General features: G+C 50.2%; 15 protein-coding genes. All 15 read left to right on the forward strand.

The window, feature by feature from the left end; translation table 11 throughout:
• The first annotated feature begins 122 nt into the window (after positions 1-122).
• The 15 genes from trmJ (at position 123) to LHL18_RS13375 (ending at position 13250) form a co-directional block, all read left to right on the forward strand.
• On the forward strand, positions 123-863 hold the full coding sequence (gene trmJ / locus LHL18_RS13305; RefSeq protein ID WP_134057692.1) for a tRNA (cytosine(32)/uridine(32)-2'-O)-methyltransferase TrmJ: 741 nt from the start codon (positions 123-125) through the stop codon (positions 861-863).
• 3 nt (positions 864-866) lie between these two features.
• Entirely contained in the window at positions 867-1676 is an 810-nt protein-coding gene (cysE, locus tag LHL18_RS13310; protein ID WP_226767431.1) for a serine O-acetyltransferase, read from the forward strand.
• Between the two features lie 104 nt (positions 1677-1780).
• A complete protein-coding gene (gene iscR, locus LHL18_RS13315) occupies positions 1781-2263 on the forward strand; it encodes a Fe-S cluster assembly transcriptional regulator IscR (protein ID WP_226767432.1) in 483 nt (160 codons plus the stop codon).
• A gap of 17 nt (positions 2264-2280) precedes the next feature.
• A complete protein-coding gene (locus LHL18_RS13320; RefSeq protein WP_226767433.1) occupies positions 2281-3495 on the forward strand; it encodes an IscS subfamily cysteine desulfurase in 1215 nt (404 codons plus the stop codon).
• 30 nt (positions 3496-3525) lie between these two features.
• The gene (gene iscU, locus LHL18_RS13325; protein ID WP_134057684.1) at positions 3526-3909 is read left to right on the forward strand and encodes a Fe-S cluster assembly scaffold IscU; all 384 of its coding nucleotides are present in this window, start codon (positions 3526-3528) and stop codon (positions 3907-3909) included.
• Between the two features lie 5 nt (positions 3910-3914).
• Positions 3915-4238 (forward strand): iron-sulfur cluster assembly protein IscA, encoded by a 324-nt coding sequence (iscA, locus tag LHL18_RS13330; protein ID WP_134057682.1) that lies wholly within the window; start codon positions 3915-3917, stop codon positions 4236-4238.
• A 28-nt stretch (positions 4239-4266) separates the two neighbouring features.
• Positions 4267-4791 (forward strand): co-chaperone HscB, encoded by a 525-nt coding sequence (gene hscB, locus LHL18_RS13335; RefSeq protein WP_134057680.1) that lies wholly within the window; start codon positions 4267-4269, stop codon positions 4789-4791.
• Positions 4792-4798: 7 nt separating this feature from the next.
• Entirely contained in the window at positions 4799-6649 is a 1851-nt protein-coding gene (hscA, locus tag LHL18_RS13340) for a Fe-S protein assembly chaperone HscA (protein WP_226767434.1), read from the forward strand.
• 3 nt (positions 6650-6652) lie between these two features.
• A complete protein-coding gene (fdx, locus tag LHL18_RS13345) occupies positions 6653-6991 on the forward strand; it encodes an ISC system 2Fe-2S type ferredoxin (RefSeq protein ID WP_134057676.1) in 339 nt (112 codons plus the stop codon).
• A gap of 150 nt (positions 6992-7141) precedes the next feature.
• A complete protein-coding gene (locus LHL18_RS13350; protein WP_226767435.1) occupies positions 7142-8296 on the forward strand; it encodes a porin in 1155 nt (384 codons plus the stop codon).
• Positions 8297-8305: 9 nt separating this feature from the next.
• Entirely contained in the window at positions 8306-8719 is a 414-nt protein-coding gene (locus tag LHL18_RS13355) for a type 2 periplasmic-binding domain-containing protein (RefSeq protein WP_226767436.1), read from the forward strand.
• Between the two features lie 157 nt (positions 8720-8876).
• Positions 8877-9308 carry a nucleoside-diphosphate kinase gene (gene ndk, locus LHL18_RS13360; RefSeq protein WP_134057670.1) on the forward strand — a complete coding sequence of 144 codons (432 nt, stop codon included), beginning with the start codon at positions 8877-8879 and terminating at the stop codon, positions 9306-9308.
• A gap of 106 nt (positions 9309-9414) precedes the next feature.
• A complete protein-coding gene (locus LHL18_RS13365) occupies positions 9415-10542 on the forward strand; it encodes a bifunctional tRNA (adenosine(37)-C2)-methyltransferase TrmG/ribosomal RNA large subunit methyltransferase RlmN (protein WP_226767437.1) in 1128 nt (375 codons plus the stop codon).
• 18 nt (positions 10543-10560) lie between these two features.
• A complete protein-coding gene (pilW, locus tag LHL18_RS13370; RefSeq protein WP_226767438.1) occupies positions 10561-12432 on the forward strand; it encodes a type IV pilus biogenesis/stability protein PilW in 1872 nt (623 codons plus the stop codon).
• Entirely contained in the window at positions 12429-13250 is an 822-nt protein-coding gene (locus tag LHL18_RS13375) for a RodZ domain-containing protein (RefSeq protein WP_226767439.1), read from the forward strand. Before pilW ends, LHL18_RS13375 begins: the two co-directional genes overlap by 4 nt.

The following is a 13250-nucleotide window of genomic DNA, read 5'->3' on the forward strand; positions in this document are numbered from 1 at the left end:
TGCAGAAAAAGCAGGCGCGCTGCAGATTAATCCGCACTGAGTGGATGGCCAGACTGCTAATTTCTAATCAACAATTGGCTAAGGCTGTGATAGAATGCCCGCCCTTTTATGCGGGATGCCTTATGTTAGATCAAATCCGTATTATTCTTGTTGGCACCACCCATACCGGTAACATCGGCTCGGTCGCGCGCGCGATGAAAACCATGGGCTTGTCGCAACTGTATCTGGTTGCCCCGAAAGAGCTGCCTGATGGCCAGGCGTATGCGCTGTCGGCCGGCGCAAGCGATATTCTGGCCAATGCCAAAGTGTTTGATACGCTACAGCAAGCGATTACTGATTGCCCACTGGTGATTGGCAGCAGCGCGCGTTCACGTACATTAAGCTGGCCAATGCTGGAGCCGCGTGAATGCGGTGTGCAGGCAGTAAAAGAGGCTGTGACACATCCGGTAGCGCTGGTGTTTGGCCGTGAAAGCAGTGGTTTGACCAACGAAGAGCTGCAGCTGTGTAACTACCATGTCTGTATTCCGGCAAATCCTGAATACAGCTCGCTGAACCTGGCGATGGCGGTGCAAATTGTCACCTATGAAGTGCGGATGGCGTATCTGCAAACACAAACTGCAGCTGCCGTCAGCGACGACATTGCCTATCCGACTAATGAGCAACTGGCCAGCTTTTATCAGCATCTGGAAGACACGCTGAATGAGACCGGCTTTATCATCAAGCAGCATCCGGGCGTGGTGATGACGAAGCTTAAGCGCTTGTTTACCCGGGCGCGGCCGGAAGAGGCGGAATACAATATACTGCGCGGCATTTTAACGTCGGTGCAGCGATATGGCGCAAATGCCAAAGGCGACAAGGAGTAAAGCATGTTTGCTGGTATCAAAGAAGATATCAAAAGTGTGTTTGAACGCGACCCGGCTGCCCGCAGCAGCTTTGAGGTGCTAACCAATTATCCCGGTTTACACGCGATTTGGTGGCACCGGGTTAGCCATAAATTGTGGCGTGCGAACTGGAAATGGCTGGCACGGTTTTTAAGTACAGTGGCGCGCTGGCTGACCGGGGTTGAAATTCATCCCGGCGCCAAGATTGGCCGACGCTTTTTTATCGACCATGGCATGGGCGTGGTGATTGGTGAAACCGCAGAGATTGGTGATGACGTTACCTTATATCATGGCGTGACCTTAGGTGGTACCAGCTGGAACCCGGGCAAGCGCCACCCGACACTGGCAAATGGTGTGGTGATAGGTGCTGGCGCTAAGGTGCTGGGGCCGTTAATGGTCGGCGAAAACGCCCGTATTGGCTCTAATGCTGTGGTGGTAAAAGACGTACCTGCCGAGGCAACTGTGATTGGTATCCCAGGCCGCATTGTGGCGAAAGCCGATGTAGAAGTCAGTGACGGCCGTAAACAGTTGGCGAAAAAGTTTGGTTTTGACGCTTACGCCGTTGCTGCTGATAACCCGGATCCGGTGGCCAATGCCATAGGCCGGATGCTGGATCATATACAGTTTCTCGACAACAAAGTCGGTGAGCTGTGTCATAGCGTCAACAAGCTCGGCGGCAATGTGTGCGAGCAGGTCCCGGCCGTTGATATTGAAGAAGAAGACTTTAAACTGGCTGAGCAACGCGCCGCACAGCAGCGTAAGCGTGATGTCGAAGCCTTTGATCCAAATATTTAAACTGAACCTTAGCCCTGAATACCTGACTAAAGCAGTAGGTTATTAATACTTGACTAAAATAGTCAGGAAAGTAAAATAGTGCCAGTGTTTTCAGGGAGCAGACTATGAGATTAACGTCGAAAGGCCGCTATGCGGTGACGGCTATGCTGGATGTAGCCTTACACACAGCAACCGGGCCGGTGCCGCTGGCTGATATTTCAGAGCGCCAGGGGATTTCGTTGTCTTATCTTGAACAATTGTTTGCCCGCTTACGTAAACAGGGGTTAGTTAGTAGTGTGCGTGGTCCCGGAGGCGGTTATCAACTCGGCCGTGACGCAACAGCGATATCGGTATCGGATGTGATCAGCGCTGTTGATGAGTCGGTTGATGCAACCCGCTGTCAGGGCAAGTCTGACTGCCACAGCGGTACCCGCTGTTTAACCCATACCCTGTGGAGCGATTTGAGTCATCGCATCGAAGATTTTCTGACCGGCATTACGCTGGGCGAGCTGGTGAACCAGCAAGATGTTCAGGCCCTGGCCAAGCGGCAGAACAGCCGCATTGTAAAGAACCCGGCAACTGATATTGAAGTCAGCTGCCAGCTGTAGGCAACACGGAGCAAATAATGAAGCTACCTATTTATCTGGATTACGCTGCAACTACCCCGGTCGACCCACGGGTAGCAGAAAAAATGATGCAGTTTTTAACAATGGACGGCGAGTTTGGTAACCCGGCGTCGCGCTCGCATCGTTTTGGCTGGCAGGCGGAAGAAGCGGTAGAAATTGCCCGCAGTCAGATTGCCGAACTGATTAATGCTGACCCGCGCGAAATTGTGTTTACCTCAGGCGCTACAGAATCAAATAACCTGGCGATTAAAGGTGCCGCTGATTTTTACCGTAAAAAGGGTAAGCACCTGATCACCGTTAAAACCGAACATAAAGCTACGCTGGACACTATGCGTCAGCTCGAGCGTGAAGGCTACGAAGTCACTTATCTGGAGCCGCAGACCGATGGCATGGTCACCATTGAGATGCTCGAAGCGGCTATTCGTCCGGATACCACTGTGATCAGCGTGATGTTTGTTAACAACGAAATCGGTGTAGTGCAGGATATTGCTGCTATTGGCGAGTTATGCCGCAGCAAAGGTATAGTGTTCCATGTTGACTCTGCACAAGCGGCCGGCAAGGTAGATATCGACCTGCAAACGCTGAAAGTAGATTTAATGTCGTTCTCTGCGCACAAAGTGTATGGCCCTAAAGGTATTGGCGCCTTGTTTGTGCGTCGTAAGCCGCGTATCCGCTTAGAAGCACAGATGCACGGTGGTGGCCATGAGCGCGGTATGCGTTCTGGTACGTTACCAACGCATCAGATCGTCGGTATGGGTGAAGCGTTTCGCATTGCTAAACTGGAAATGGCGGAAGAAAACCAACGCATTACCGCGCTGCGCGACCGCTTGCTGGAAGGCGTTAAGGATATCGAACAGGTATTTTTAAACGGTAACCGTGAACACCGCGTACCTCAGATCACCAACATCAGCTTTAACTACGTTGAAGGCGAGTCGCTGATTATGGCGTTAAAAGATATCGCCGTGTCGTCAGGTTCTGCCTGTACCTCTGCCAGCCTGGAACCGTCTTATGTACTGCGGGCGCTTGGCATGAGTGATGAACTGGCGCACAGTTCGATCCGTTTCAGTATCGGCCGTTACACCACAGAGCAGCAGATTGATCACACGATTAAAATTGTGCATCAGGCGATTGAAAAACTGCGTGCTATGTCGCCATTGTGGGACATGTATAAAGATGGCGTCGATTTAAACACTGTAGCCTGGGTTGCGCATTAAGCGCGCTGGCTGCACACAGAGGTAACTATTATGGCTTACAGTAATAAAGTAATCGATCACTACGAAAACCCGCGTAACGTTGGCTCTTTTGATAAAGACGATGCAGGTGTCGCGACCGGTATGGTCGGTGCGCCGGCCTGTGGTGACGTAATGAAACTGCAGATCAAAGTTAACGCGGACGGCATTATTGAAGATGCCAAGTTTAAGACCTATGGCTGCGGCAGTGCTATCGCCTCCAGTTCACTGGTTACTGAGTGGGTAAAGGGTAAAAGCCTGGATGAAGCTCAGCAAATTAAGAATACTGACATTGCGCAGGAACTGGCTCTGCCACCGGTGAAAATTCACTGTTCTATTCTGGCCGAAGATGCGATCAAAGCTGCTATTGCTGACTATAAGCAAAAGCACGGGAGCTAAGCAGTATGGCGATTTCGATGACACCGGCGGCCGCTGATCGGGTACGCAGCTTTTTGCATAACCGTGGTAAAGGTATTGGCTTGCGGGTGGGTGTGAAAACCACCGGTTGTTCAGGTCTGGCCTATGTGTTGGAGTTTGTCGATACGTTAAACGATGATGACCAGGTGTTTGAACAGGACGATCTGAAGTTGATTGTTGACGGCAAGAGCCTGGTTTACATCGACGGTACTCAGCTCGATTTTGTCAAAGAAGGCCTGAACGAGGGGTTTCAATTTAATAACCCGAACGTTAACGGTGAATGTGGCTGTGGCGAAAGCTTCACGGTTTAAGCATGTACTTTAACTAGCCAGGGGCCGGATGAATTACTTTCAGCTGTTTAATCTGCCGGCGAAGTTCGATCTCGATTTAACCGAGCTCGGTTCGCGTTACCTTAAATTGCAAAAGCAGTTCCATCCGGACCAGCATAGCAGCGGGTCTGAACGCGACCGGCTGCTTGCGGTACAACAGACAGCTAATATTAACGATGCTTATCATAGCCTGAAGCAGCCATTGCTTAGGGCCGAGCATTTGCTGGCTTTACGCGGCTTGAAGATAAGCCATGAACAGCGCAGTTTTACCGACCCGATGTTTTTAATGCAGCAAATGGAGCTGCGTGAACAACTGGCTGAAATCGATCTCAGTGATGACCCTGATAGCGTAATCGACGATATAGACCGCCAGTTACAGCAACAGAAAAAACAGTTGTTAAACCAGTTGTCGGTGGCACTGGATGCAGAAAACGCAGAACAGGATCAACTGGCGGCCGACCTTATCCGTAAACTAAAATTCTTTTATAAGTTGCAGCAAGAGCTGGAGCTTATAGAACAGCAACTACAAGACTAACAACATTATGGCGTTATTACAGATCGCAGAGCCAGGACAAAGCGCTGCGCCGCATCAGCATAAGCTGGCAGCAGGCATTGACCTGGGTACGACTAACTCTCTGGTAGCAACAGTACGTAGTGGTGAGGCTAAAACGCTGGTTAATAGCCAGGGGCGCGATATGGTGCCGTCCGTGGTACGGTACACGCCAGATAGCGTCATTGTGGGTGATGCAGCAATGACCGCTGCGCAACATGATGCCGATAACACCATAGTGTCGGTGAAGCGTCTGATGGGTAAAGGCTACAGCGAAACGCTGGCACTAAAAGAGAAGGTGCCCTATCAGCTGATCGATCAACAAGGGCTGGTTGCCATCAATACCGTGCAGGGTGTTAAAAACCCGGTAGAAGTATCGGCTGAAATTCTGGCTACGCTGGCCAATACCGCCAGTGAGACCTTGGGCGGCGAATTAAATGGCGTGGTTATTACTGTACCGGCGTACTTTGATGATGCACAGCGTCAGGCAACGAAAGATGCCGCTAAGCTGGCCGGTTTAAATGTAATGCGGCTGTTGAACGAGCCGACAGCTGCTGCGCTGGCATACGGTCTGGATTCTGGGCAGGAAGGTGTGGTGGCCGTATACGATTTGGGCGGCGGTACCTTTGATATCTCTATCTTACGACTGCGCCGTGGTGTGTTTGAAGTGCTGGCAACCGGCGGTGATTCTGCGCTGGGCGGAGACGATTTTGACCATGCTATTGTCAGTTATCTGCAGCAGCAAAGCGGTTTGGCAGAGTTGTCACATCAGCAAATGCGGCAATATCTGACGCTTGCCCGCAGCATTAAAGAGCAGTTAACCGAAGAGGAATCGGTCAGTTTTAACTTGCCGGGTGACTCTGCACAAACGCAGTTTAGCCGCTCTCAATTTGAACAGCTGATTGCCCCACTGGTGAAAAAAACCATTCGTGCTTGTCGGCAGGTGCTACGCGATGCCGGTTTAACTGCAGAAGAAATTGTCAAAGTAGTGATGGTTGGCGGTTCTACACGGGTACCTCTGGTACGCAGCGAAGTGGCCGCGTTTTTTGCCAGTGAACCGCTTACCTCAATAGACCCGGATAAAGTTGTCGCTATTGGTGCCGCCATTCAGGCTAATGTGTTGGTGGGCAATAAAGCCGATGGCGATACACTGCTACTGGATGTTATTCCGCTGTCTTTAGGTCTTGAAACCATGGGCGGCCTGACAGAGAAAATTATCCCGCGCAATACGGTCATCCCGGTCGCGCGGGCACAAGAGTTCACCACTTTTAAAGATGGTCAGACAGCGATGGCGCTGCATGTAGTGCAAGGCGAGCGCGAACTGGTGGAAGACTGCCGCTCTTTGGCTCGGTTTGAATTGCGTGGCATTCCGCCTATGCCAGCCGGTGGTGCTCATATCCGTGTGACTTTTCAGGTTGATGCAGACGGTTTGCTCAGTGTCACCGCGCAGGAAAAATCTACCGGCGTGCAGTCGAATATTCAGGTTAAGCCATCTTATGGCCTCAGTGATGATCAGGTTGCCACTATGCTAAAAGGCTCGATGCAGCATGCCCGGCAGGACATGCAGCAGCGCTTATTACGCGAGCAGCAGGTCGAGGCTGCCCGCGTACTGGAAGCGGTAAGCCGCGCGCTGCAGGCTGATGCGCACCTGTTAAATGATACTGAGCGTTTGGCTATTGAGCAGGCACTGACCGATCTGGCCACTGTGCAGCAGGGCGACGATACCGCCGCAATTAAAGCCGCTATTGAACATACTAACCATTTAACCGATGACTTTGCCGCGCGGCGCATGGATCAGTCGATCCGCAGCGCCTTGACTGGTCACAACGTGGACGAGGTATAACAGATGCCACAAATTGTATTTTTACCCCATGCAGAACTGTGCCCTGAAGGCGCTGCACTGGAAGCAAAAGCCGGTGAAACTGTGCTGGATGTGGCACTGCGTAACGGCATTGCAATAGAGCATGCCTGTGAAAAATCCTGTGCTTGCACGACTTGTCATGTCATCGTGCGCGAGGGCTTTTATTCACTGAATGAAAGTGATGAGCTCGAAGATGACATGCTCGACAAAGCCTGGGGCCTGGAGCCTGAGTCCCGCTTAGGTTGTCAGGCACGGATAGCTGACGAAGACCTGGTGGTAGAAATACCCAAATACACGGTCAATATGGTCAGTGAAGGGCACTGAGTTACAGTGTTAAGAAAAACGGCCTGCGGGCCGTTTTTTGTGCCCGACAACTAATGTAGCTCAATAATAACAACGAAATGCTGGAGATTGGCCGGGCTTGGGCTAGTCTCAGTAAGACAACAAAAGACAAAGACAACGGATGGAGTATCTATGATAAAAAAATCGCTTCTTGCCCTGAGTTTATCGGCGTTGCTGGCTGCGCCGGCCTATGCAGACCTGACCATTAATGGTTTCGCGTCAATCAAAGCGGGTATGACACTGGACAGTGATGACACGCTGTATGGCTACGACGACAGTCTGGACTTTAAAAACGAAAGCTTATTTGCTGTACAGTTGATGTCAGATTTAGGCGACAAGTTGTCAGTCACTGCGCAGTTAATGGGACGTGGCGCTGATGATTTCGACGTCGACTTTGAATGGGCTTTTATCAGCTATCAGCTGACAGACGAGGTGCGGATTAACGCCGGACGCCTGCGTACCCCTTTTTATAAGTACTCTGACTACCGTGATGTAGGTTATGCCTATGACTGGCTACGGGTACCGCAAAGCGTATATGGTTTGGGTTTTGATAACATCGAAGGGGTATCGCTATACCACACTACGCAGCTGGGTAACTTTGATTCGAGTCTGCAGCTGATCGCTGGAGCTTACGATGGCGAGGCGAGTATCAGTGGCACTGAAGTGAATGCTGAAATTAAAGACATTTTGGGTATTACCTGGGAGCTGAGCCAGGATTGGTACAGCCTGCGGGCCGCTTATCTGATTGGTAAGGTCAGTGTCGGTGCAGAGGCCGTATCGTTACAACCCGGCGTTACGTTCGGCGACTTCTTCAACGGTTTAGCCGGTGCGGGTTTCTCTGCACTGGTGAACGAAATTGACATTGTTGAAGAAGACGGCGAGTTTTTCGGCTTAGGCTTCACTGTAGATAAAAATGACTGGTTAGTGGTTGCCGAGTACACCACAGTAAAAGTGGACAACAGTTTTATCGCCGATCAGAAAAACTTCTATGTGTCGCTGGGACACAGGTTCGACACTATTACACCTTATATCTCCTACGAGAAAGAAGATAACCCGGCAAAAGATGAAATTTACACACCTTTTCAGGGTAGCTTGCCGCCGTCACTATTACTGCCGGTTGTCGGCATAGTACAAAGTCAGGCGCGCGAAGCAACAACCTATAATGTTGGTTTACGCTACGACTTCCATCCTTCAGCAGCGTTTAAAGTGCAATACAGCTCTGAAGATAACGAAATTGCCGATCTGCGCCAGGATGTTCTGGCATTTGGCGTAGATCTGGTATTTTAAGGAGGCGTTATGCGTATTAAATATCTTTCCCTGTTAGCCTGCGCTTTGTTGTCTGCCTCTGTTATTGCTGATATCGCTGTGGTGGTACATCCATCGAACGCCAACGCCGTGTCTGCAGATGACTTAAACCGGCTGTTCCTTGGTCGCACATCCAGTTTTGCCGATGGCAGCAAAGCGACACCGCTTAATCTGGCAGAAGGGGCTGCCGCCCGGGACGAGTTTGACAGTAAAGTGCTTAGCCGCTCTTCATCTCAGCTAAAAGCTTACTGGTCAAAACTGGTTTTCACCGGCAAAGGCACTCCGCCGAAAGAACTGGCCGATGATGCTGCGGTAAAAGCAGCGGTAGCGGCTGATCCAACCGCTGTTGGCTACATCAGTAGCAGTAGTGTTGATGGTAGCGTAAAGGTAGTGGCTAACTTCTAAAAACCTGTTTGTCATAAAAAGTCGCGATACTGAGGGGGAACCTTAAATCGCGGCTTTTTTTGTCAGCAAAAATAGGTTTTTTCTGACAACTGGCGTATAATTTGCCGCCTTAAATTTTAATCACACAGTTTAATTACTCACTTACAGGGAGCCTGTTATGGCGTTAGAACGCACTTTTTCAATTATCAAGCCGGATGCAGTAGCAAAAAATGTTATCGGCGCTATCTACAACCGTTTTGAATCTGCAGGTTTACGTATCGTTGCAGCCAAAATGCTACACTTGAGCAAAGAGCAGGCTGAAGGTTTCTATGCTGAGCACAAAGAGCGTCCATTCTTTGCTGCGCTGGTTTCTTTCATGACATCTGGCCCGGTTATGGTTCAGGTATTAGAAGGTGAAGATGCTGTGCGTAAAAACCGTGAAATCATGGGTGCGACTAACCCGAAAGATGCATTAGCAGGTACTTTACGTGCTGACTATGCTGCCAGCATTGACGAGAATGCTGTTCACGGTTCAGATGCTGCTGCGTCAGCTGCACGCGAAATCGCTTACTTCTTTACCGAAGCTGAGCTGTGTGCCCGTACCCGCTAAGCGTTCATCGCCGGCGGTAACGGACTAAGGGGGCAACAGCCCCCTTAGTGCATGTTGGTACAGTGTTTTATGGCTATTGTTTATTGTGGTAAGGAGTGCTCTGCAAATGACTGAGCAGACTAATAAAATTAATTTACTTGATTTAACGCGCGCACAAATGCAGGCGTTTTTTGTCGAGTTAGGCGAAAAGGCTTTCCGCGCTGATCAGGTAATGAAATGGATTTACCACTTTTGTGTCGATGACTTCGACAAGATGAGCAATATCAATAAAGTATTGCGGGAAAAGTTAAAAGCGCGCTGTGTTATAGAAGCGCCTGTTGTTGTTACCCGGCAGGACAGCTCGGACGGTACCATCAAGTTTGTTATGGGGCTGAGCGGCGGCCAGGAAGTGGAAACGGTATGGATCCCGGAAAAAGATCGCCGTACTTTGTGTGTCTCTTCGCAGGTAGGTTGTGCGCTTGATTGTTCGTTTTGCTCTACAGCACAGCAGGGCTTTAACCGCAACCTGAGCGTGGCAGAGATTATCGGCCAGGTTTGGCGTGTGGCGCAGATTATTGGCAGCTATGGTGACACTGGTGACAAGCCCGTGACCAATGTGGTGATGATGGGTATGGGTGAGCCGTTGCTGAATCTGAACAATGTCGTGCCGGCAATGGAGCTGATGCTGGAAGATTATGGCTTTGGTTTATCCAAACGCCGGGTAACCTTAAGTACTTCCGGTGTTGTGCCTGCGCTGGACTTGCTGCGCGACAAAATCGACGTGGCCTTGGCTATTTCGCTGCATGCACCTAACAATGAACTGCGAAATGAACTGGTGCCGGTAAACCGCAAGTACCCAATGGAAGAGTTTTTAGCTGCTTCAAGACGTTATGTCGCGAACTCTAAGGCAAATGATAAGGTCACAGTGGAGTACGTGATGCTTGAAGGAGTTAATGACAGTATGGAGCAGGCACATGAGCTGGCGCATGCGCTGAAAGATACGCCTTCCAAAATTAACCTGATACCCTTTAATCCTTACCCGGGCTCGCCGTATAAACGTTCGAGCAATTCACGGATTGACAGGTTTAACAAAGTCTTACAAGAATACGGCTTTACTGTTATTGTACGTAAAACCCGTGGCGATGATATTGACGCTGCCTGTGGCCAATTGGTGGGCGATGTGATCGACAGAACAAAAAGGCTGATCAAGAAGCAGCAGAAAGGTCAGTCAATAGACGTGAAAATGCTGCAATAAATCAAGGAAGTGGGTCTGGTGAAGCAAAAAGTTATCTTTGGTATTTCACTCTGCAGCGTGCTCGTGTTAACTGGCTGTGTGTCGGAGCAAAGTTATGTTGGCAGCGATAAGCCAGTGTCAGACCGTACCTTTGATAATATTGAGGCAGCCCGCACCCGTATTTCGTTGGGCTTGAACTATCTACGGCGTGGCGATACGTCACAGGCAAAATACAACCTTGAGCGGGCGCGCAGTTTTGCACCTAACTCAGCTGAAGTGCATAGTGCGCTGGCATACTATTATCAGAGTGTTGGCGAAACCAAACAGGCAGAAGAGTATTTCCGCCTGGCCATTCAGAAAGATAGCAATTACGCCGATGCGTATAATAATTACGGCGCTTTTTTATGTCAGTTACATCGGTACGATGAAGCTGAGCAATTATTGTTAAAAGCGATCAGTCGTCCCGGTTACATCAGAGTCGCTGAAAGCTACGAAAACCTGGCGCTATGTCAGTTGCAGCAGAATAACTTTAGCAAAGCTATGAGCTATCTTGAACAGTCTCTTAGCCATAACACCACCCGTATTACTTCACTAACACTGGCTGCCGGCCTGACTTATGCCATGGGCAATATGCAGCAGGCGAAATTACAGTTAGATCGTATTCAGCGACTGGGACGGGTGTCGGCCCGCACCGTATTGCTCAGTTATTTGATCGCAGAGAAAAACGGTGACAGGGAAACCATGCGTAACGCCGAGCAGTTGCTGTTAACCTTGTACACCGAAACACCGGAAACCAGGCTTTTGCTGCAAGGAAAATTGCAGGAAAGTGAGTTTGAGCAGTTACGCGAGCGCTATAAAGATAGTCTGATGGCAAATATAGTGTTGCCTGATGACAATGCCAGCCAAGCCGACAAACCTGTGGCGCCAGTGGCGAACCCAAAACTGAAAGTGGTAAAGCGTAAGACTGTAACCGGTGACAGTGATGAAAGCATGCCTGCGGACGCGGACGCTTCGTCTACACCTGCTGCAACGCCATTGAAACAAGTTACGTCTGATATCGCTAATAGCCTCAGTGGTACAGGTACCGCAGTCGTGGCGGCAAGTACTGGCGCTGCAACTTTACCGGTGGAAACAGTCACTGCTGATAACAGCTATGACCGTGTTAAAAGCCGGGATGCCGAAGCTGCAGAGGAAAAAAGATTAAAAGCTGAGCAGGAAGCTGCGGCACTGGCACAGGCTGAGCAACAAAGATTAAAAGCCGAGCAGGAAGCTGCTGCACTGGCACAGGCAGAGCAACAAAGATTAAAAGCTGAGCAGGAAGCTGCGGCGCTGGCGCAGGCAGAGCAACAAAGATTAAAAGCCGAGCAGGAAGCTGCTGCACTGGCACAGGCCGAGCAGCAAAAGTTGAAAGCTGAACAGGAAGTAGCTGCGCTGGCGCAGCTTCAGCAGGAGCAGGTCACTGCTGAGCAAACTGCAGTGGCAACTGTACAAGAGGTCGCTGCGGCGGGCGTTGATACACCATTAAGCGACAGTGAGCAACTGCCTGCGTTTCATCTGGTGCAGGCGTCAGAGTCGTTATATGCTATTTCGGTACAGCATAATATCCGTTTACAGCGGTTGATGGAGTGGAACCAGCTCGCACCCGATTCAGTGATTAAGACCGGGCAAAAAATATGGCTCGGTCCTGTATCTGAGACCGTACTGCACGAAGTTTCACAACCAGAGCGGGAGCAAGTAGAGGCTACCGAACCCTTTCATACGGTAGCGGAAGGTGAAACCATGTTCGGTATTTCCTTTCGTTATAATGTACGTCTGAGCAGCTTTATGAGTTGGAACAATCTGACTGAGCAGAGCACATTAAAAGTTGGACAGCAGGTCTACATCACCGATCCTGCCAGTGTGGCGCAATGACAACAGATAACACTGCACCGGTAAGTGCCGGGCAAATACTGAGTACAGCCCGGGAGGCTCGCGGTCTGACGCTACAGCAGGTCGCACTGCAGTTGAACTTAAAGCCGGAACAAGTGGCAAAACTGGAGCAGGATCAGCTGGAAGGCACACTGGAAACATTTGCCCGGGGTTATGTGCGGGCCTATGGTCGTTTATTAAAATTGCCTGAGGCTGAATTGATGGCGGCGTTTGGCAGTACTACAGGTTGTCAGCAAAGTAGTCCTAAGCCAATGCGGACATTTTCTAACCGTACAGCGAAGCAGGCCACAGAAAACCGCTTTATGTGGCTGACATACGCCATAGTTGCATTGCTGTTGGTATTGCTATTTGTCTGGTGGTTGCAAACAAATAAACAGCTTCCTCCTTCCGATGCTGTTTCGCTGCCTGCTGTGGGTCCGGTGGTGACGACGGCCGCCGAGCTGGTGCCGGAGCAAATACAACCGACGCCAGAGCAAATAACGGAACTATTGGAGCAACTGACACCTGAGCCGGAGCAAACTGCTGCAGATGAAGACATTATACCGATAGCTGAAGCCGATCAGCTGGAAATGCGCTTTAGCGAAAATTGTTGGGTAGATGTGACCGACGCGGATGGCAACCGCGTTGCTTATGGTACCAAGCAGGCGGGTTACATCATGCAGCTAAGCGGTAAAGCACCTTTTGTGGTTACGCTGGGCAACCCCAGTGTTGTTTCTATTACATTTAATCAGCAAGCTGTTGATATGTCAGCATTAGCAGCAGGCCGAGTGGCAAAATTTACTATTCCTGAGTCTGAATAA

Source organism: Rheinheimera aquimaris, from assembly GCF_020531985.1.
GTDB classification, from domain to species: Bacteria; Pseudomonadota; Gammaproteobacteria; order Enterobacterales; family Alteromonadaceae; genus Alishewanella; species Alishewanella aquimaris.